The sequence below is a fragment of the Methylobacterium oxalidis genome (assembly GCF_007992195.1).
Classification (GTDB): Bacteria; Pseudomonadota; Alphaproteobacteria; order Rhizobiales; family Beijerinckiaceae; genus Methylobacterium; species Methylobacterium oxalidis.
This window is the reverse complement of the sequence record NZ_BJZU01000003.1, coordinates 200,227-218,755: the sequence shown is the minus strand read 5'-3', so window position 1 is coordinate 218,755 and position 18,529 is coordinate 200,227. Positions and strand designations below refer to the sequence as shown.

The 18,529-nt window shown below is 64.3% G+C and carries 21 protein-coding genes; 17 read left to right on the top strand and 4 right to left on the bottom strand.

Annotated features, from left to right (window positions below):
• The 3 genes from MOX02_RS31835 to MOX02_RS01630 all read left to right on the top strand — a co-directional run.
• Nucleotides 1-353 (top strand): site-specific integrase (locus MOX02_RS31835; RefSeq protein WP_147023969.1); only part of this gene is annotated, 353 nt, incomplete at its 5' end.
• A 101-nt stretch (nucleotides 354-454) separates the two neighbouring features.
• Entirely contained in the window at nucleotides 455-667 is a 213-nt protein-coding gene (locus MOX02_RS01635; RefSeq protein ID WP_147023968.1) for a helix-turn-helix transcriptional regulator, read from the top strand.
• Nucleotides 668-704: 37 nt separating this feature from the next.
• Nucleotides 705-998, top strand: a complete 294-nt coding sequence (locus tag MOX02_RS01630; RefSeq protein WP_147023967.1) for a hypothetical protein — start codon at nucleotides 705-707, stop codon at nucleotides 996-998.
• 152 nt (nucleotides 999-1,150) lie between these two features.
• Here the strand turns inward: MOX02_RS01630 and MOX02_RS01625 are convergent, their stop codons facing one another.
• Both MOX02_RS01625 and MOX02_RS01620 read right to left on the bottom strand, forming a co-directional pair.
• Nucleotides 1,151-1,390: a hypothetical protein gene (locus tag MOX02_RS01625; protein ID WP_147023966.1), complete on the bottom strand. Its 240-nt coding sequence runs from the start codon at nucleotides 1,388-1,390 to the stop codon at nucleotides 1,151-1,153.
• A 314-nt stretch (nucleotides 1,391-1,704) separates the two neighbouring features.
• A complete protein-coding gene (locus MOX02_RS01620) occupies nucleotides 1,705-2,439 on the bottom strand; it encodes a class I SAM-dependent methyltransferase (protein ID WP_147023965.1) in 735 nt (244 codons plus the stop codon).
• Nucleotides 2,440-2,975: 536 nt separating this feature from the next.
• On the opposite strand from MOX02_RS01620, the gene MOX02_RS01615 reads away from it, so the two are divergent.
• From MOX02_RS01615 to MOX02_RS01565, 11 genes are all read left to right on the top strand, one after another.
• Nucleotides 2,976-3,188, top strand: a complete 213-nt coding sequence (locus tag MOX02_RS01615; protein WP_147023964.1) for a helix-turn-helix transcriptional regulator — start codon at nucleotides 2,976-2,978, stop codon at nucleotides 3,186-3,188.
• Entirely contained in the window at nucleotides 3,185-3,532 is a 348-nt protein-coding gene (locus MOX02_RS01610; protein ID WP_147023963.1) for a hypothetical protein, read from the top strand. The genes MOX02_RS01615 and MOX02_RS01610 overlap by 4 nt, the downstream gene beginning before the upstream one ends.
• A gap of 1,608 nt (nucleotides 3,533-5,140) precedes the next feature.
• A complete protein-coding gene (locus MOX02_RS01605; protein WP_147023962.1) occupies nucleotides 5,141-6,475 on the top strand; it encodes a hypothetical protein in 1,335 nt (444 codons plus the stop codon).
• Nucleotides 6,476-7,117: 642 nt separating this feature from the next.
• Nucleotides 7,118-7,684, top strand: coding sequence for an HNH endonuclease (locus tag MOX02_RS01600; RefSeq protein ID WP_147023961.1), 567 nt, complete (start codon nucleotides 7,118-7,120; stop codon nucleotides 7,682-7,684).
• Between the two features lie 414 nt (nucleotides 7,685-8,098).
• Nucleotides 8,099-8,320 (top strand): hypothetical protein, encoded by a 222-nt coding sequence (locus MOX02_RS01595; protein ID WP_147023960.1) that lies wholly within the window; start codon nucleotides 8,099-8,101, stop codon nucleotides 8,318-8,320.
• The gene (locus MOX02_RS01590; protein WP_147023959.1) at nucleotides 8,317-8,538 is read left to right on the top strand and encodes a hypothetical protein; all 222 of its coding nucleotides are present in this window, start codon (nucleotides 8,317-8,319) and stop codon (nucleotides 8,536-8,538) included. The genes MOX02_RS01595 and MOX02_RS01590 overlap by 4 nt, the downstream gene beginning before the upstream one ends.
• Nucleotides 8,538-8,789: a hypothetical protein gene (locus MOX02_RS01585; RefSeq protein ID WP_147023958.1), complete on the top strand. Its 252-nt coding sequence runs from the start codon at nucleotides 8,538-8,540 to the stop codon at nucleotides 8,787-8,789. The genes MOX02_RS01590 and MOX02_RS01585 overlap by 1 nt, the downstream gene beginning before the upstream one ends.
• Nucleotide 8,790: 1 nt before the next feature.
• The gene (locus MOX02_RS01580) at nucleotides 8,791-9,261 is read left to right on the top strand and encodes a hypothetical protein (RefSeq protein WP_147023957.1); all 471 of its coding nucleotides are present in this window, start codon (nucleotides 8,791-8,793) and stop codon (nucleotides 9,259-9,261) included.
• Nucleotides 9,262-9,279: 18 nt separating this feature from the next.
• Entirely contained in the window at nucleotides 9,280-9,732 is a 453-nt protein-coding gene (locus MOX02_RS01575) for a hypothetical protein (RefSeq protein WP_147023956.1), read from the top strand.
• The gene (locus MOX02_RS01570) at nucleotides 9,732-10,313 is read left to right on the top strand and encodes a hypothetical protein (protein WP_147023955.1); all 582 of its coding nucleotides are present in this window, start codon (nucleotides 9,732-9,734) and stop codon (nucleotides 10,311-10,313) included. The genes MOX02_RS01575 and MOX02_RS01570 overlap by 1 nt, the downstream gene beginning before the upstream one ends.
• 3 nt (nucleotides 10,314-10,316) lie before the next feature.
• Nucleotides 10,317-10,550 carry a tail protein X gene (locus MOX02_RS01565; RefSeq protein WP_147023954.1) on the top strand — a complete coding sequence of 78 codons (234 nt, stop codon included), beginning with the start codon at nucleotides 10,317-10,319 and terminating at the stop codon, nucleotides 10,548-10,550.
• 86 nt (nucleotides 10,551-10,636) lie between these two features.
• On the opposite strand, the gene MOX02_RS01560 is transcribed toward MOX02_RS01565, so the two are convergent.
• On the bottom strand, nucleotides 10,637-11,311 hold the full coding sequence (locus MOX02_RS01560) for a recombinase family protein (protein ID WP_147023953.1): 675 nt from the start codon (nucleotides 11,309-11,311) through the stop codon (nucleotides 10,637-10,639).
• A gap of 349 nt (nucleotides 11,312-11,660) precedes the next feature.
• Nucleotides 11,661-11,849: a hypothetical protein gene (locus tag MOX02_RS01555; RefSeq protein ID WP_147023952.1), complete on the bottom strand. Its 189-nt coding sequence runs from the start codon at nucleotides 11,847-11,849 to the stop codon at nucleotides 11,661-11,663.
• A gap of 349 nt (nucleotides 11,850-12,198) precedes the next feature.
• On the opposite strand from MOX02_RS01555, the gene MOX02_RS01550 reads away from it, so the two are divergent.
• The 3 genes from MOX02_RS01550 (at nucleotide 12,199) to MOX02_RS01540 (ending at nucleotide 18,305) form a co-directional block, all read left to right on the top strand.
• The gene (locus tag MOX02_RS01550) at nucleotides 12,199-15,546 is read left to right on the top strand and encodes a phage tail tape measure protein (RefSeq protein ID WP_147023951.1); all 3,348 of its coding nucleotides are present in this window, start codon (nucleotides 12,199-12,201) and stop codon (nucleotides 15,544-15,546) included.
• Between the two features lie 78 nt (nucleotides 15,547-15,624).
• A complete protein-coding gene (locus MOX02_RS01545; protein ID WP_147023950.1) occupies nucleotides 15,625-16,794 on the top strand; it encodes a hypothetical protein in 1,170 nt (389 codons plus the stop codon).
• 131 nt (nucleotides 16,795-16,925) lie between these two features.
• Entirely contained in the window at nucleotides 16,926-18,305 is a 1,380-nt protein-coding gene (locus MOX02_RS01540; protein WP_147023949.1) for a restriction endonuclease subunit S, read from the top strand.
• Nucleotides 18,306-18,529: the final 224 nt, after the last annotated feature.

Here is an 18,529-nt window from a genome sequence, read left to right as displayed (position 1 = left end):
CCCTAGCACTGGATGTGGTTGGGGCAGCGCCGAAGCGTCTAGGCCGAGATCTTTTGTTCGGCGCGAGGGCAGGGGGGTTCTCGGGCTGGTCGAAAGCGAAGCGGGAACTCGATGCACGGATCGTAGCGAGCGGCCACAAGGTTCGGCCCTGGCGCCTTCACGATCTCCGCCGCACCGCCGCAACTCGCATGGCAGGCCTCGGCACCCAGCCCCACGTGATCGAGGCCGTCTTAAACCACATCAGCGGCCACAGGGCAGGGGTCGCTGGAATCTACAACCGTGCGACATACGCAGCCGAGAAGCGGGCTGCACTTGATGCCTGGGCGGAGCACATCAAGAAGCTTTGCCAGTGAGAGGACCTGTCGCATTCATGCGGCAGACAAACTCATAACGCCTCATTACATGCATTGAGCCCTAACAAGTTCTGCCCAACGCAGAACCGGAGACGGACTCAATGAACTTGAACGAACTTCCATTAGAGTTGGCGCGCTCGCGCGTCCTGTGCACCGAGGACGCAGCAGCTTACTGCGGCCTCGACATTCAGATGATCCGCAAGATGCTGAAGGCTGAGAAGTTCCCGAAGCCGCTGAAGCTCTCTGAGCGCAAGCAGGGCTGGCGCCTTGGCGATCTTCAAGCCTGGGTCGACAGCCAAGCCGAACTTTCCTGATTCGCATCAACTTCCGCAAATACGAACGGACAATCTCATGAATTCTGACAACGCAATCATCGTCCGCGCCCTCCTCGAAGCTCTCGAGAATGCTGAGGGCACTCCCTTCGGCCAGCCGGGCGAGGCCGCTGAGTACCGCCGCGTGTTGGCCGAGCATTTCGCAGCGGAATCTGCACTGCCGCTGGCACGCTACGACGAGGCGAAAGCGCGACGGGACGCCAAGGCGGAGGACGATGCGTTGAAGCGCGCTGAGTACATTCTCCGCCGCCGCCGCGATCCCAACTCCCCGATCGACCGCGAATTGGAAATCGATCTCGCGATCCCCTTCTAATGACAACGGCCGATGCAGCGGGCGAGCAAAGCTCCCCCTCCCGCTGCGTCGGCCGGTTCATCAGGCCAGGAATCCACGCCCGTGCAAAACATAGGTGTGGAGGCGCAGCACCTCCGTGCGCGATGTCAGATTCGGCCCTAGGGACGATTTAGTCACAGATCCTGACGCCGTGGTTCTGGTGTCGTAGGCGCCCTGAGATGGAAGTGTTTGCGGTCGCCTGTGACTGCCTCAGCGAGCTCGTCGATCGCGTCGAGGATGCCGGACGTCGCTTTGTAGAGCGGGGAGTGGATCGGCGCCTTCGTGAGCACGCGGATGCACTCCTTCCGCCAGCTCTCGGCCTTATCGAGCAGGTCGCGCTGTTCCGCCCCAACGAGGATTCGGTTGCGGCCCACTGCTCACCTCGCTCCCGGTCGAACAAAGCGGGAACGTCGATGAGCAGCCAAGGTTGCGTCGACGAAGCTGGTACGTCGCGAGGCTCTCGAGAAGACCGCGAGTCCGGCGCGAGACTAAGGCCGACAACCCAGCGCCAGAGGGGGAGTAGACCTCGCCGAGCGACAAGATGAAGCCGCCCAGCCTCAACGACAGCGAACGAGCCGGTGTTCGAGTCGTCACGAAATCATGAATACGCAGACGGTTCGGACGCGCCTGCTCCTGCAACCGCGTTCGACCTGGAGCTGCCGTACCGCCTTCAGTTAAGAGAGGCAGCCTAATTCCCCCGCCGGAACACGGCGAAGAACTCGAAGGTGTTGCGTAGGGTCGGGTAGACGCGCTCGAGGCGCAGCTTGATGAACTCGCGCTCGTACAACTCGTTCATCAGCCGGCGGAAGCTGTCGGGCGTGAACATCCAGTAGTGGACGTCGATGTAGGTCTCGAGCGCGGTCGCCGCCTCCTCAAGGCAGTAGCCGAACACCTCCGGCCGCTCCTCGAGGGTCGGGCGCCCGTGATCGTGCATCCAGTGCCGCACCGGATCGTTGTGGGCTGTGGCGAGCCGGTGCTCCAGAACCTTCGTCGGGCAGGCGCGACGCCGCCTCTCAAGGTGGGCGCCGAGCACGTCGATGAGCCGCGACTCCGGGTTGTAGTGGTCGAAGCAGTAGCGCTTGTCCGGCACGATCATGAAGTAGCGCCCGCCCGGCTCGATCCGCTCGTAGGCCTGCTGCATGTGCGTGATGAGATCGGGCTGGTGCTCGATGCAGTGACTGCTGAACAGGTTGGCGAAGGTCCGCGGCACCGAGGAGAGATCGCCGTCGGGATGGAAGTAGTCGATCTCGAGCGGGTGCTTGAGCCGCTCCTCCCAATATTCCCGCTCGTAGGGGATGCTCGTCAGGTGACGGGCCCGCTCGAGCATCTGCTCGCCGTTGAGGACGTCAAAATAGGAGACGTCGTGGCGCGGTCTCGTCAGGCACGGAGACAGGAAAGGACCGACCTCCAGAACCGAGGACATGGTCGGGATCAGGTCTAAGAAATCCCGCCGACTGCCGATTGTCGACTGGCGAAGACCTTCCGGATTGCCATATTTCTCAAAGTACCAATTCGAGAAGCGCTTCCCGACCCGGAGCGTGCGCAGAAACTTGGCCAGTCTCGGCCGGTTGCCGAGAAATATGCTCTGGTCAAACTCCTCCGGAAGGTGAAAGGTCGCGTCCATTACGTAGCCGTCCCATACATCCGCGATAGCCCAGGCTGGTCAGGGCTCCCAAAGAGTGTATGAAAACATACATGGCCGATTCGCTGCCTAGTGCGTGTGACCGTTTTGCATCACTTCTCGCAGGGTCGTGTTGCTGATCTTTTTCCGGCAGCAATCGCCGGGTCGGCCGCCCGTGTTGAGTGCGGGACCCCGGTGGCTACAAGTCCGTAGCGACCGGCATCTCTCTGCGGAGCTTTTTGATCACTCGTTGAGCCGGAACCCTGTCCTTGCACAAACAAGGTCGGTCTTGGCGCGCCACGTGGTGTGGTGGCCCACCGGCCGGAGGATGGTGTGAGATGAACCTCAACGAATTGCCGCTGGAGATCGCACGCTTACGCGTGCTCGGCACCAAGGATGCCGCCTATTGCGGCTTAAACTATGGAATGTGGCTCCGCTTGTCGAAGTCAGGAGAGGCCCCGCAGCCAATCAAGCTGACGGACCGAAAATACGGCTGGCGCCTGGAAGATCTTCAAGCGTGGGTCGAGAAGCAGGCGGAGTCCGCGCAATGACGAAGCACATCCCCGAGGTGCATTTTCTTGGTCAGGGGCGCCAAGCCGTCGCCATCGATTTGGAAACTGCTCTGAACTCAGATGATCTGGATCTAGAGGCGCCTGAACATTCGTGGACGGATGTTGTACAAGCCCGCGCTCTTTTGACCGCAGCTTTGTTTTGCGAGAGTGATTGCTGCAAAAACGAGTACAAGAAATTCGAGGCGGTCGCTTATCGCTCGATCCTGATGAGCCGCTATGAGCAGATAGCAAAAGGATTATTCGAGGAGAGCGAGTACCGGCCGTCGGAACCCGGTCTGCAGCGACTAGCATCTCTTCCTGAAGGTGGATCGATGCCCTTCTAGGTGAGTGCGAGTCGCAAATAACCTGTGACGCTTAATGGAAGAGCCGACCGATAGCAGGCGAGCAATGCTCCCCCTCCGGCTACCGATCGGCTCACCATGATCAGGAGTCCTGAAGTACGAAAAACATAGTTGTGACGGCGCGGCGCCGCCGTGCGCAATGTCACCGCACGAGAAGCCAGCAGAATTGCTGCCATCTCCGCACCATCGAGCGGGCTGGACGGCTCCAGATCGCGGGCGAAATTAATTCACGAAAAAATCCCGTAAATTCGGAATTTCCTGCCGTCAGCAGAGGGGAGAGCCCGGCCGGGAAATTCGGATTTCGGCGGCAGACCGCGGATTATTCGGGAATTTCTCGAGTGCCGGTTTCGCGCCCGAATGGTCGCCCCGCGGCTGTCTCGCTGGCTGGGCACGACCAACGCGAAGGGCACGAGCTGGCGCCCATGATGATCCTGGCGAGGGCAGCCGATCCCACGTCACGTCGACCTCACACAGAGGGGAAAGCACCCCATCACCAAGGGAGAGACACCACACAGCTCACCCACCACCTGGCTCCCATCTCCCGCAGCTCGGGGCCTCCGATCGACGTCCTGCGCCTCGGAGCTCACCTGTCACACTCACAAGGTGGAAAGCCTGCCACATGCGCCTGCCGTCCCCACAAAAGCACGCAATTTAATTTCGCCCAATCAGATTGCGGACAACCATCTCCGCCTCGGCCTCCGAGGTGCTGGTGAGGGGCCTCGCTGGTGGAGGGAGGTGGCTCCGAGGTGCCGGTTCCGACCTACGAGGTTCGTGCAGGCTGGCCCCTGGTCGGCGCATGGTCCTCGAGGGAACCTGTCGACGAGATGGAAGCGGATCGGCGGCCTCGCCAGATGCCCCCACCCGGAGATCGATCCAGATCTGGATGGATGCGAGCGGCGGCCCCTCCCGATGCAAACTCGAAAGGGAGTTCACATCCGGCCAGCCTGATGACCCCTGCTCAAAGTTGAGCATGCATCCGCTCAGCCTGCAGCTCGTTGCTCGGCGATCATCCGCGGTGGGAAAGCGCGTCCCGCCCGGCGACCGGAGTGAAGCCTCGAGCAGGGGCGAAACGTGCCGTGGGTCATATCCGGAGGCGGTCGGACGCCTCGACGGCTTGAATCTACGGCGCCAACTGATACGCGCCACTCAGGTCGCAGCATCATCGCAGTCTGTGAGGCCGAGCAATGCTCCTGCCGATCAGCACCGAGCTCACCGATAGAACATTTCGGCAACACTAGAAACCGCGTCGCCCTTATGGTACAGGCGCGCGGCGAGGTACGGAATCGTTCCGTACACGGATAGACCCAGGAGCGGGATACACGGCCGAATCACCCAGAGCAAGGGAAAAGTTCAGCCGAGATCCACAAACCACAGGAGAAGAGACAACACCCCGCCCCGCGCTTCAACTGCCAGGGAGATCCGCGGAACGGGGTGCCTCAAGATGTCATGAACGAGACGGCATGTAACACGAATCAGCCCGAATCACAAGGGCCCCCAAAGACAAATACGACCTCCGCCGAGCCCGCTGCGGCGAAGGCCAGCCGAGCGAAGGCCTACCGCCTGGGCACGCTCAAGCGCGCGATCCCCGCGATGGCCGCGCTCTACCGTGCGGGGGTCCAGCCAGAGAACCGCACCGAGTGCGTCACCCTCTACATCGGAGCCTCCGTCGAGCGGGCGCAGCTCACCGGGGAGCTGGGCGTCCTCGATCAGGAGCGCATCCACGAAGCCGCCGCCCTGTTCGGTGCCGATCCTGATCTGATCCGCATGCTCTGGGACCGCGCGGCGACGGAGGCCAACGCCAGCCGGGAGGCCTGCCGGACCGCGGCGCAGCCCCGTTTCGAGGCCGGGCATCTCTCCGTCATCGCGCACCGGCCGCTGGTCGACCTCGCCGCGGTTGCGCGGGCCTACGAGAAGACCGAGGCCCGTGACCGCATGCTGTTCGGGCGGAAGTCGATCCCCGGTGCGCCAATGGTCAACGGCAAGTGGCCCATGACGAAGCGCATTCACACCGGCATCCCACCCTGGACGCCCGAGACAGGCACGGCCGAGTACGTGCGGGAGATCCCTGACGGCCCCGGCACCGACCGCTTCACGACGGCCGAGCGCAAGCAGCTCGCGGTCGAGCTGGACGTGAAGACCAAGACGGTACGCGAGAAGGAGCGGGATCTCGACCCGGAGGCCTTCGACGCCTGGGTCGCCAAGCGCCGCAAGGCCACCGCCACCAAGGCGAAGAACGAGGCCGAGAAGAAGGCCCGCGCCGGCCGCCGCAAGCGCAAGCCGGAGATCGCCGCTGCCGTGCGGGCCTACGCCAAGGCCTGCGGGCGCAGCGAGCGGCATGCGTGGCGCCTGTGCCAGGGCATGACGAAGGATGAGATCCTGGCCCTGATCCCGCGCCGGGAGCTGGCCGAGATCGGCCGTCTCGACCGTGTCAGTGATCGCCCCGAAACGCCGGTTTCCGTGTCACGTTCGGTGTCACGTGTCAGTGATAATGTCAGCGATAAGGACCCCGAAAACGTCGCGTTTTTCCATAATTCCACACCTACAGGAGGCCGTAAGACCATGTCACGAACCGGTGCAGCCAAGGCACCAGATGCCGGTGTCACGAAACGCAAGCCGAAGCGTCACGCCAAGCCGCTGCATCCGTGCGAGCGGGCGGCGCTGGCCGCGCACTACCTGGAGCTGACGGGCAAGACCCTGACGGACGAGCTGGTGCGGCAGTGGCGCTGCCGCCGCACGCTGAAGGGCAAGCTGGCCGCAGCCCTCGAGTGGATCGAGGATGATGCCGCCGCGATGTCGGGCGACCCGACCCAGGACGCGCAGCTCGTCGAGACCAGCAACGTGATTCCCTTCCCCGGCCCGAAGTCCAAGGAGGTCGCGCCGCAGCCGATCGAGGCCCAGCGGGAGCCGATCGAGATCCCGTTCTAGCGTCGAGCGACATCACCTTGCGCCGGGGGCAGTGGGAGCTGCCTCCGGTCGAGACCGGCACCACCGTCCGAGATGATCGACGAGGACGAGAGCTGAGGTGAGGCCGCCGCCTTCCCGACGAGCAAGCGACCGTCACCAGCCGCTTCAAGTTCCGGCCCTGGTCCAGCCCGCTCGACATCAGCCCTCACTCGATCCCTCGTCGATCAAACCAACCGGACAGCTCCGGACCCGAGACCAGCCAGCACAGCGCCCGGGACATCGACCAGAGTGAGGCGCTTCGGCATCGGCGACCGCCGACGCCTACGAGCCCAACGACACGCGAGACCGCCGCGAGCTGTTGCTCCATCGCCTGACGGCGAAATGATGCTTGCTGATTTGCGCCCGTGGGGGCGCCCCAGAGCCCCGCTAGCGGCCGACAGCACGGTTCCGGCACCCGAGCACCAGCTGAGCCACCCGTGCCCGTCCTGGGCCGGATTGCGATGCCGTGCCGTCCGGTGCACGACGACGACCAGGCGCCGGCGCTGCCGCAAGTATTCGTCGACAGCCCCACGACAGTCCAAAAGTGATGTAACGAGTTGATATTACAAGCGTTTCCGGGATAGCGATTTGCATGTGGTAGAAGGTTGTGGTAGAACGCTGGGCATGAAACACGCGTACACACACCTCACCCAAGACTACCTTGCCCAGATCCTCCAGTATGACCCCGATACTGGCGTTCTGACATGGCTCAAACGCCCGCTGGAACAATTCAAAAAGACGTCAACTGCCAACAGCTGGAACGCCAAATACGCTGGCAAGCCCGCCCTGACGGCAATCGGCGCGCACGGATACAAGCAGGGCAAGATCGACGGCCAGACCATTCTGGCCCATCGGGCCATCTGGACGCTCATGACTGACGAGAGGCCGCCGATGATCGATCACCGTGACGGCGTGAAGACCAACAACACCTTCAAAAACCTGCGTCCGGCCAGCAAGGTTGAGAATGCCCGCAATCAACGCGGGCGGAACTGCCGTCAACTCCCGAAGGGGGTCGAAGTCTGCCGCGTGGAACGCTACCGGGCCCGGGCCCGCCTTGCCGGCAAGAAAGTCCACCTCGGAATCCACGACACCGTCGAAGAAGCCCGGCTCGCCTACATCAACTTTGCCATCGAGGCGCACGGGGAGTTTTACAACCCTGACGCCGGGGTTTCCCTTCTCAAGACCGCCTGACCTTCCACCACGAGCTGGCCGGACGCCGCGAGCAAGCGGCCAGCACCACCCACCCAGCACCGGGCGAGCTGAGCCCTCCGCGGTCTCTTAGGTGGATCTCGCCCTCGCCGGATGAGCGCGACGGGTCACCTCTAGCTCGTCCCCTCGTCGCTGCAGTCTTTGTAAGTCGAGCCGGCCTGTCCAGACAGCTGCCGGGATGTCTCTGAGTAATTTCCGAGGTGGAGATCGGCTGGCTTCGAGTTGACAAGACTGACTGAAAACGCTAAGCGTATTTGTATCGCTCGAATTGCGATCCTAGCCGCCGCCCATCGGGTCTGGCGGCTTTTTCGTGTCTGCCCCGACATCGCCGAACCCATAACCCCGCCGCGACTGCGCGCCGGGGCTTCTCGTCATGTCCAAACTACAGGAACCGTAATGGCAGCCCTCCTGCCTGAGATTGCCACCACGAAGCTGCCGAAGGGCAGCAACGCCGCCATCGCGCGCGCCGCAGCCCTCTACGACATCAGCCCTTCGCAGTACGTCCGCGCCTGTGTGTGGAACCAACTGCGCGCCGATGGGCTCAGCACCCGCGCCCTCGACACTGTCTCACCCCGCCTCGCCCAGCTGGCCAAGGCTCACGAGGGAGCCGAGGTATGAGCACCGCCCTCACCATTACGCTCGACGAGAACGATTTCCTCGCCCTCGACGCCATCGCCTACGCGGAGAGTCTGGACCCTGCGAGCTACGTGCGCTTGCTCGTCATGGCCGACCTCGCTGCCCGGCTAAGCGCCCAGGCCAATGATCTCGGCGACCTGTACGCTTTCGAGAGCCGCGCCGACCACGACCTCGCCGACCTGCCGTTCGGGGGCCTGTGATGAGTGCCGGCCGCACCATCATCACCTTGGATCTGCCGGACTCGCTCGCCGGCTCCATCGAGGCCCGCGCCGGCCGGGCCGGCATGACCGCCAGCTCCTGGCTTTCAGACCAGCTCGAAACAGCCTTCGGCTCCGGCATCCTCGTTCGCGAGTCCGAGATGAGCCTCGCCCCCCGCAAGCACCGCAAGCGCCGCAGCAAGGCGAGCCGGGAGCGCCACCGGGCCCGCGAGACAGCCCAGAGCGAGGCCTGACATGCGAGACCCCGAAGCCCTGACCGGTCGCGCAGCCCGCGAACGTGCCCGCCTTGAAGCCGCCGAGGAAGCCGCCTGGGCCGCCGCGCCGAAGCCCTCCGCTCCGGTGGAGACTCTGGCCGAGCCGGAGCCCAAGCCCGCAAAACCGTCCCGCCCGAGCGCTGTCCTGAAGCTGAAGTACCAGCGACTCATCCACGAGCGCCGCGCCGCCCTGAAACGCGTGCGCTGGATCATGGATCAGATATCTGCCGAGACGGAGAAGGTCCGCGACATCGAGGACCAGATCGCTCGCGTCCAGGACCAGCTTGCAGGCTTGGAGGACAGCGGAGAACGCGGCCTCACGAGCGACTTCCTCAGCGAGACCCCCAAGCCGAACCGCAAGCCCAAACCCAAGCACCTACGCACGCTCTCAGCCGAGGCCGAAGCCCAGCTCTACCTGGACGAGAGCTTCGCCCCGTTTGTGCGCGTCTGAACCCAGAGACGACCCACCATGACCGAACTCCAGAACAAGGCCGAAGCGCTGGCCGCGATGGCTGCCGCCGTACGCGAAGCTGCGCCTCTGCCCGAAGCACACGCCGAAGTCTCGAAGATCCTCAACGAGCGAGTCCACGTCGCGGACGACGGCTCGACCACCGTCTACGACACGGACGGCAAGTCCCTCATGTTCGACGAGGCGAACGGCTACGCCAACGCCACCCCCGCGACCCTGATGCGGGAGCTGCGCCAGAGCCGGCCCGATCTCTTCGTGAAGACCACGGCTCTGTCCTCGTCGACGAAACCGAGCGGACCCGTCGCTCACGTCAACGGCCGTTTCGCTCCGAAGCACGAGCTGCCGGCGCATGACACCGGCAAGCCGAACCTGACCAAGCTGATGGCCAGCGCCAAAGCCGGCAACGCCGCCGCCCTCGCCCAGCTCCAAGCCCTCACGACCAAGAGCCGATGATGTTCAACAACTCCGCATACCAGACCCACAACGTTCCAGCCGGTGCTATCCCGCAGCGTGGCTGGAAAGCCCGCCGCGCCAACGCCGAGGACCGCCGCGCCGAACGGCTCGACGATCTCAACGACCCTTATCGTCAGGCCATCCGCCGCTGCCGTCACCTGCGCTCGCTCATGCAGTACGTGAAAGCGGACGCCGCAGCCGCCTGGAACGCCGAGAACGGCCCGGTGCCCTGCCCGATCACCGGCAAGCCCGCCGCCATGCACCCCCAAAAGGCCGCCGCCCTCGCTGCCTTCCTCGAGGCCCAGGGCTGGGGTTCCGATCCCATGGCGCCGATCACCCCAACCCGTCCCCTCGCCGAGATCGAGGCTGCGATGAGCGGTGGACTCCTGGCCGAGATCGCCGAGGCTGACGTGGCGCTCGCCGAGCTGGAAGGCCGAGACCCCGCGGTGCCTGCGCCGGCCCCGGTTGCCGCTGCGCCGGCCGCCGAGACCAAGCGCGGACCCAGCCGCTCCCACAAGCCGGAGCCGACCTTCTCCCGCGAGGCCGACGAGGACGCGGACAACGCCTACATCGAGGACTGAGTGATGGTCGGCACCACGTACATCACGAAGCTCTACGATCGGCTCGATAAGATCGCCTTCGACCGCTACGGCACCACGGACGGGGATCTGGTCAACTTCATCATCGACCAGAACCCCGGCCTGGAGCGCCAGGACTTCCTTCTGGAACCCGGTCTCACCATCAACCTGCCGGACCTGCCGGCCAGCATGACGGCGACCATCGAGACCGCACCCGGCCAGATCTTTCTCTGGTCCTGAACGAGCTTCGCGCACCGAGCGGTCAAACCCGGTGCGCGACGGTGGGGCCGGTGCCCTGGGGATGCGCCGCCGGCGCCGCCATCCTCTCAGGCTTTCGCCAGGACGCGTTGCACCTGCACGGCCTGCCACTGGCCTCCGCGAGCGGTCGGGATGCCTTGGGCGTTCAGGGCCGCCGCGATGCCGCTGGCGCTGGTGACACCGGACGCCTGGATCTCGGCGAGGACGTCAGACAGCAGGCCAGCCCGGTCCTTCGCCTTGGCCTGCCGAACCGCAACGGACTTGGCGCGGCCTTCATCCGTCAGGACGCCACCCTCGCCCGGCCGGCGCCCCATCTTGACGCCTCGAGCCTTCGCAGCCTGGAGCGCGGCCTTGGTGCGGGCCGAGATCATCTGCGCCTCGTGCTCAGCGACGGCGGCCAGAATGTGGACCGTCAGCCGGTTGGCCTGCGGGAAGTCCACAGCGGTGAACTCGACGCCCGACTCCATGAGGGCCGAGACGAACGCCACGTTGCGGGCCAGACGATCCAGCTTGGCGATGATCAGCGTCGCGCCGTGGAGCCGGCAGAGCTTCAAGGCTTCGGCGAGCTTCGGCCGATCGTTGCGTTTGCCGCTCTCGACCTCGACCACCTCGGCGACGAGGCTCCAGCTCCCGCCGTTCAGGTAGGACCGCACCGCCGCCTGCTGGGCCTCGAGCCCGAGACCGCTGCGACCCTGCCGGGCGGTGGAGACGCGGTAGTAGGCAACGAAACGACCCTGTGCCATGTCTCGGCCCTCCTTTACGAGACTGGAAACCGACGGTTTCACTAATGTAACAGGCATCGAGGCCGGCACAAGCGGCATCTTCGGGGGTGTCCTCAAAAATGAGGAGACCCAGGGCAGACGCCTCCTTCGGGCGGGGTGTCTCCAGATTTGGAGGGACCCATCGCAGCCGCCTTCCCTGTAGGGTGTCCCCAGATTTGGGGAGACCCCCAGCTCGACCCTCGGCGCGAGGCTCCGGCCCTTAGCTGCCGGCGCTCACCCCCACAACGCGAAACCCCCGCCACTCAGGACGGGGGTCTCGGATTGCTCTCAATGTCTCTGAGCTGAAATCTCAGCTGAGTGCCTGGGCGGCTCAGCCCTCGAGGCCCGCAACCGTCTCGACCGCCAGCACATCGTCGAGGAAGGCGTCGATCATCGCTCGGAGCGCGTCCGCCGATCCCGCCAACACGTCGCTCCCGTGCTCCCGGACGTACTCCAGCACCCGCACCTTGAAGTCCTCGGCCTCGTTCACGAGCGCATTGGCCTTGCTGATCGCTGTCATGGGGCGACTCCCTGTGTTGCTCCGGCTGCAGCCTGGGACAGCGCACACCGCACCGTCAACAAGTATCTGTACGTAGACCGGGGTTGAGGAAGTCTAATTCGACCGGTTGGCCAGAGACTTCGGTTTTTTTGTGGGAGATCGCCCCCGGCCTCGACTAGACCATTTTGGTTGCGCAAAAACAAAATGACCCTTTAGCATTCGAGCCATGCTTGCACGAATTCAAGCGAGCCCCCTTGTTACTTTTGGACCCGGTAACAAAAAATACAAAAGGGGCCTTTTCCATCTCATCACCATCACAACCCAGAACAACCGCGATGCTCACCTGACGAGGTAGAGCAACAGGAACATCATGTCTGAAAACCTAAACCTGAAAATGCACCTGGAGGCGCGGGACGATGCCTCGCCCGCTATTCGCCGCCTCGTGCAGGAATTCAAGGCGCTCGAGACGCAGGCCAAGCGCACCTTCGCAGCCTTCTCCAAGGCGCCGGATCTCGGCCTCGGCAAGATCGAGAAGGCGCTGCAGGGCCAGGCGCAGGCCTTCGCCAAGGTGGAGGCCGCTGCGACCCGCATGTTCTCGCAGGGCACGCGTGAGTCCAGCATCGCCGAGAAGGCTCGAAAGAGCACGATCCGGGACCTCGAGGAGCAGATCCGGCTCACCGACCGTCTGGCCCGTGCTCAATCCTCGGCGAACCGACAGGTCGAAGCCGGGCGCCGGGCCGGTGGCGCAGCTCGTGGCGGTGGCTACGGGGGCGGCTCCAGCTTCCGAGCGGCGGCGGGAAGCGCCCGCAGCATCATCAACACGACCGGCCTCGCTACCACCATCGCGGCGGCTGTCACGGCTTCCGTCACGAAAGGCATTCTGCAGGCGGCCAAGAGCCTCGACACCGCCGTCACCGAGGCGGCTGTGCACGTCTTCAACGAGGACGGAGTCGCGGCCTCGCTGGCGAAGGCGCAGGCCATGCGCGGGAAGGCCATCGGCAAGGCCATCAACCTCGGCATGAAACCCGCAGAATACGTGCAAGGCCTGACGGAGGGCTCACAGGCCGGCATCTCCGATAAGTACCTAGACAAGGCCACCGAGTACGGCGTGAAGCTGTCCAAGCTTCTCGGCACCACCCTGCCCGAGACGATGGAGTCGATGGGCAAGGCGCTCTACTCGCTCGAGGGCCTGGGCCGGATCAAGAACGCCGACGACATCCGCAAGACCTTCAACATGATCGCGGGCCTCGCTGGCCAGACCGCGGCCACCCGGCGCGAGATGGTGAGCTTCGCCAGGACCGGCATGGGTGCCGGCGCCAAGCTGGGCATGTCCTCGGCCGGCACGCTGGCCTTCGGTGCCGCGGCGACCTCTGCCGGTGCCCAGGGCAACCAGGCCTCGCGAGCGCTCTCCGAGATCGCGGGCCGCCTGCCGAAGCTCTCGCTCGAGGCGCGCAACATGCGCCGCAAGGGCAATTTGCAGCCGTCCGACATCGAATTCCTCAACGCTCCGCGCGAGCTAGGCTTCGGCTCCTACGAGGACATCGAGCGCCGGATGCGGGCCGACCCCGACCACTTCCTGTTTCAGCTCCTGGGCTCGTTCAACAAGGTCCAAGACCCAGCCAAGCGGGAGCGGCTTCGCTCCAAGATGCTGGGCAACACGTTCGGCCCGCTATTCGCCAACCTCGGAAACACCGCCGGGCAGAACCTGGGCATGGTGGATCAGGCCAAGAAACTCGAGTCACAGTCCGAAGACGTAGACTATATCACCACGGCCTGGAAGAAGTGGACGTCGGCGCTTGAATTTATGATCAGTCAAATCTCGTCGACGTTTGAGGCGTTGAAAGACGAGATCGGCGACGCTTTGAAGCCGTTTGTCTCTGAGTTCCGCGACTACTTCGTCAACCTGCAGGGATCGTTCGCGAACCTCAAGAGCGTGGTGCAGGCGAGTCTTCGCGGCCTGATCCAGGGCCTGGGCGGCAAGGACGGCTCCCTCGCGGATCTCCTGCGGCAATGGATCGGCGACCCCGGCAAGGCCGGCTTTGACGCATCGAAGTTCCGAGACTTCTTTGCTGGCTTCGGCGAAGGCGTCCGCAGCGTGATCGAGTCCTTCAAGAGCATCGCCACGATGTTTACGGGCGGTGGAGACCCGGCGGCGATGGGTAAGCTCGCCGGCCAGATCCTAGCGCTGTCCGCCGCGCTGGTCGTTCTGAGTCCGGTCCTGGGCACGTTGTCGGCAATCACCTCGCTGGTCACGACTCTGGGCACCCTCGCCGCGGTTGCATCCGGTGGCGCTCTCGCGGCTGGTGTCGCTGCCTTCGCAGCTGCCGTTTCAGCGTTCCTCCTGCTACGCGACCCGAAGAAGGCCATCGTCGACGGCGGCAAACCGGACGGCCAGTGGAACGTGGATGAACTCCTGCCGGGAGTGAAGCCCGAGACCGGCAACAAGGTTCGCGCCTGGGTCGACCCGCCGGCAAAGCCCAAGGCTCCCCAGGCTCCGAAGTACCTCGACGGCTCCACGCCTGTCTGGAAGCAATCGGCTACGGGCGACTGGCACGGCCTGATCCAGAAGGCCTCGCTCTCGGAGAGCGTCGAGGACCTCTCGGAGAACGTGAAGCGGCTGGGCGGTGTGATCCAGCTTGCAGCCCTGTCCTCGCCCGGCTCTGTCGGCTCCGGCTTCACGGGCGGCGGCGCGGCCGGTTCCTACGGCGGATCGGTCGGCGGTGGGGCTCGAGGCTTCGCCAGCTCCGGCGCCTCGGCGATGATCACCAACAAGCCCGGCGCTGCCCTGCCTGGTGGCGCTCTCGGCCGGCGCGGCATCATCGGCGGGCGCAGCGACACCACGCCGGGCGCCGGTCCTGGCGCTGACGTTCCGATCGCCACCCACGGCACCATAGCGGGCCTCGGCAAGCTCGGGACGAGCCAGTACGCCAACATCCTGGGCAAGCGCGAGTCGGGCAACCGCTACGGCATCCGCAACTCCTACGGCTACTCCGGTCGCTATCAGATGGGGGCCGGCGCACTGCAGGAGACGGGCTACTTCCGCTCCGGCCGCAACGGCGACCTGAACAACCCGGCGCTCTGGACCGACAAGGCGCGCGCCGCGGGGGTCAACAACCTCCAGGACTTCCTCGCCAACAAGAACGGCATCCAGGACAAGCAGTTCGTCGAGTACACGAACAAGCATTACCGGGAGCTGGTCGCGGCGGGGGTGATCAAGCCCGGCATGGCCCCGAACGAAGTCGCCGGCTGGCTCGCCGCCGCCCACCTCAAAGGCGTCGGCAGCAAGAAGCGCATGAACGGCGCCATCGGCCTCTACTACGGCCACGACAACTTCGACGCCAACGGCACCTCGGCCTCGTCCTACAAGCGGATGATGGCGGGCATCCGGGGCGGCGACGGTCCGGTCGCAGCCGGCAGCACGACGGCCGGAGACGGCGCAAAGCGCGCGCTCGGCGATGGATTTACCTCGACGGGTTGGCAGAAGCGTGGCCCGTCAATGTCGCCGCCGACGGCAGACGGCCTCGCATCGTCGGTATCGAACACCCCGGCAGGCCGGATGGGTGACGCGATGATGCTCCGCAATCAGCAGCCTGTCGTCGTGCACCAGACCATCCACGGCGGGCAGCACTCGCCCGAGGAGCTGGCGAACCTCGTGCAGCGCCGTCTCAACGAGTCGACACAGCAGCGCTACCACGACACGGATTACAGCATCGCCTAAATCGAGACCGACACCACACGAAGCAAACGGGGCCGCTCCACACCGGGGCGGCCCTTTTTCTATTGATCGAAGGGTCACATGGTAAATACATACACGCCTGTCTATCGTATCGACCGCAACGGCGAGGACATCACGGGCAATTTCAACGACCGCTGCATATCCCTCGAAGTTCGTCTCGCAGCGGGATACGGTGAAGGAGACACTCTCACAATCACCCTCGATGATCGAGACTGGAAAATTTCCAAGCCTACCAACGGCGAGACTTTGAGCATCTATCTCGGGTATAAGGAAACTGGCTTTTCCTATATTGGCACATTCGAGATCAACTCGATTAGCTATGCATGGGCGCCAAAGACCATCTCCATCCACGGGACGTCCGTGAGCTTCATGAACGCGGCCAAGGCTCCGGCCGTGAAGGCGTATGACAGCAAGACACTCGGCGAGATCGTCAGGGACATCGCCAAGAGCGCCGGAGTAGAAGCCGCCGTCTCGCCTGAGCTGGACAGCGTCAAGATCCCCTTCCGCAACTCGTTCGTGTCACCGCTGCACCTTTTGCAGGAGTTGGAACGCACTTTCGGGGCGGTGGCGAAGTTCGGAGAGGGCAAGCTGAGCTTCACGCCGCGGGACACGGGCGATACCGCGTCGGGCCAGGAAACGCCGCTCGTGGTGTTGAACCCCTCGGATATCGCGAGCCTCGAGCTACGCGAGACGAGCCGCGGCAGTCATTCCAAGGTGAAAGCTGCATTCTTCGACAAGACGGAAAATATCAAGAAGTATGTAGAGTCGGCCTCGCCATTCTCTAGTGACGAAAATAGCCCGATCTACACCCTAGGCCCCGTGTTCAACTCGCAGGTTGAGGCGCAAGCCGCGGCCACGTCGAAGATGTCTGACCTTCTGCGTGGTTACGTCGATGGCGGGATCGTGCTGTCGCGCGGCGATCCCTTCATCCGGGATCAGAGCCGCGTATATATCCAGGGCGCCCGCGACGGGATCAACGGCTCATACATCGCCGACATGGTCAGGCACAGCTTCACAACGGCCAACGGCCTCAACACGAGCATGCACATCCACTCGAACGGCACGGGTAACGACTATGGAAGCATCGCCAATGCCGATACCGCAACGCCGTCGACCCCACTTCCCGGCATGCCGACCACGACGCCGCGGACGGGTTCAAGCACCACGACGCCGGATACCGGCCTGAACGGGATCACGCCGGGCAACAACCGGGGAGGGGCGTTTTCATGATCATCCTGGCCCCGGCACCGTGCCCTGGACGCAGCCGCAGAACGCCACGAAAGATCGCGGTGAGTTTAAGTACGTGTGAGCTCACAATCGGCTTGACGCCGTAAGCGAGGCAGCACATCACTGGCGATGTGATGTCGCACGTACCGACCAAATTTGTTGCACCTGACCTTCTGGAGGCAGCTTCGAGCTGGTCGCCGGCGTATTTCACGGGTGCTGCCGCGGTCGCTCTGCGAGCCAGCCTGACCGGTCAAGTGATCAGCGATCTAGGCGGCTGCGTCCTGGAAGGATGGCGTGCGAGCGAGACCCCAGGTGCTCTCGCATACGACCCCCGAGCCGTTACAACGCCGGTCTACCGCCAGACCAACATCGGTCGGCTCCGCTTGCATCTCGGGGCGCAGCACTGGGAGGCGCCGCAGATCACCGGTCGGTGGTGCATCCAGCCGGACGACATCGTCCTGAACAAGGTCGCTCCGATTCGCGCCGCATTCGTGTCGCCGAACGCGAAGCGCCACCCCGTCGATGGCAATTCACTCATCGTCCGCGGGCTCTCGCGCACCCAGGCGGCTTGGGTGGCGCTCTGTCTAAACCAGCCCGGCTACGAGCAGCTCCTGCTCATCGAGGCCGGTGTGCTCCAGCGAGTAGGACTCAGAGCACTCGCGTCGCTGCGCGTGCCTCCAGTGCCGCCGCAGATGGATGGGCTCTCGGCTCGTTTGAGCGATGCGTTGGACGCGCAGATGTTGGTCAGTGAAGCGCTCCATCGCACCCGTGCTGAGGCCAACGAGGCGACGAGCGCCGCCCCAACGCAAGCGCATGATCTCGGAATGGGTGTGTTCTTCACGCCTGATTTGGTGACGATCGACAGCTGGCTGCCTTTTGCCACCGCTTTGCGCTCAGAGCAGGCGGCACTCGATGAGCAGCTCGGCTGGATGGCCATCGGGGAGCTATCGTCGTCGAGCGATCGCACGCGATTGCCTTGTGCTCCCGATGGCGCGCAGGTCCTGCGGCTCCGTGACGTCGGCGATGACCTCTTCGTTGCGTCCGGCGACGCGGGTGACGAGCCCCTCCTGAGCCGCACGCTGGGGAAGCCGCTCGTGCCCGGCGAAGTGTTGCTCTCGACGCTCGGCAGCAGCTTCCGCGCCGCGTATGTCGACGATGACGCTCCCAAGAACACCTTCCCCGTCGACGGTTGGGTGCGCCTGCGCTTCCGCGAGACGCCGGCGGCGTGGGCTCTACTGCTCTCTACTGACGCGCTCCGCTCGCAGGCTGCACGCCTCACGGTGGGCTCGGTGCAGCAGTTCGTCCCGCCCGACGCGCTCCGCTCGCTGCGTGTCCCAGTGCCGACGCGCGAGGTTCGCGAGCGCTGGCAACGCGCGGTTGAACGGCATCACTCCCAGCGACGCTCACTAGACCGAGAGTGGTCGGTGCTCATGAGAGAGCTTTCAGCCGCGATAGACGTGGTCCACCAGCCCTTCGCCACGGCCCGCTCGCGTGCGAACGAGGTCGTCCAATGATGCTGCGCCACGCAGAAGAGCTACTCTCGTTGCTTAAGCGGAAGGCCCTCGTTCTCGACGAGGTGCACGAGCATGTCCGACTTCTGGGAGGCTCTTGGACGCGTGATCAGCTCGAGCTCTTTCTGCTCTGTGCCTCTAGCGTGACGCGCGATGACTCGGGAGTCTTTCAGGCCGTCGCCGCCAGCGCGGATGACGCCCTTCAAACCGCCATCGTAGAAGCTGTG

What these genes read in the sequence shown, in the direction of transcription:
- MOX02_RS01635 (WP_147023968.1), top strand. Translation starts at nt 455, where the DNA reads ATGAACTTGAACGAACTTCCATTAGAGTTGGCGCGCTCGCGCGTCCTG.
- MOX02_RS01630 (WP_147023967.1), top strand. Translation starts at nt 705, where the DNA reads ATGAATTCTGACAACGCAATCATCGTCCGCGCCCTCCTCGAAGCTCTC.
- MOX02_RS01620 (WP_147023965.1), bottom strand. Translation starts at nt 2,439, where the DNA reads ATGTCCTCGGTTCTGGAGGTCGGTCCTTTCCTGTCTCCGTGCCTGACG.
- MOX02_RS01615 (WP_147023964.1), top strand. Translation starts at nt 2,976, where the DNA reads ATGAACCTCAACGAATTGCCGCTGGAGATCGCACGCTTACGCGTGCTC.
- MOX02_RS01610 (WP_147023963.1), top strand. Translation starts at nt 3,185, where the DNA reads ATGACGAAGCACATCCCCGAGGTGCATTTTCTTGGTCAGGGGCGCCAA.
- MOX02_RS01605 (WP_147023962.1), top strand. Translation starts at nt 5,141, where the DNA reads ATGGCCGCGCTCTACCGTGCGGGGGTCCAGCCAGAGAACCGCACCGAG.
- MOX02_RS01600 (WP_147023961.1), top strand. Translation starts at nt 7,118, where the DNA reads ATGAAACACGCGTACACACACCTCACCCAAGACTACCTTGCCCAGATC.
- MOX02_RS01595 (WP_147023960.1), top strand. Translation starts at nt 8,099, where the DNA reads ATGGCAGCCCTCCTGCCTGAGATTGCCACCACGAAGCTGCCGAAGGGC.
- MOX02_RS01590 (WP_147023959.1), top strand. Translation starts at nt 8,317, where the DNA reads ATGAGCACCGCCCTCACCATTACGCTCGACGAGAACGATTTCCTCGCC.
- MOX02_RS01585 (WP_147023958.1), top strand. Translation starts at nt 8,538, where the DNA reads ATGAGTGCCGGCCGCACCATCATCACCTTGGATCTGCCGGACTCGCTC.
- MOX02_RS01580 (WP_147023957.1), top strand. Translation starts at nt 8,791, where the DNA reads ATGCGAGACCCCGAAGCCCTGACCGGTCGCGCAGCCCGCGAACGTGCC.
- MOX02_RS01575 (WP_147023956.1), top strand. Translation starts at nt 9,280, where the DNA reads ATGACCGAACTCCAGAACAAGGCCGAAGCGCTGGCCGCGATGGCTGCC.
- MOX02_RS01570 (WP_147023955.1), top strand. Translation starts at nt 9,732, where the DNA reads ATGTTCAACAACTCCGCATACCAGACCCACAACGTTCCAGCCGGTGCT.
- MOX02_RS01565 (WP_147023954.1), top strand. Translation starts at nt 10,317, where the DNA reads ATGGTCGGCACCACGTACATCACGAAGCTCTACGATCGGCTCGATAAG.
- MOX02_RS01560 (WP_147023953.1), bottom strand. Translation starts at nt 11,311, where the DNA reads ATGGCACAGGGTCGTTTCGTTGCCTACTACCGCGTCTCCACCGCCCGG.
- MOX02_RS01555 (WP_147023952.1), bottom strand. Translation starts at nt 11,849, where the DNA reads ATGACAGCGATCAGCAAGGCCAATGCGCTCGTGAACGAGGCCGAGGAC.
- MOX02_RS01550 (WP_147023951.1), top strand. Translation starts at nt 12,199, where the DNA reads ATGTCTGAAAACCTAAACCTGAAAATGCACCTGGAGGCGCGGGACGAT.
- MOX02_RS01545 (WP_147023950.1), top strand. Translation starts at nt 15,625, where the DNA reads ATGGTAAATACATACACGCCTGTCTATCGTATCGACCGCAACGGCGAG.
- MOX02_RS01540 (WP_147023949.1), top strand. Translation starts at nt 16,926, where the DNA reads ATGTCGCACGTACCGACCAAATTTGTTGCACCTGACCTTCTGGAGGCA.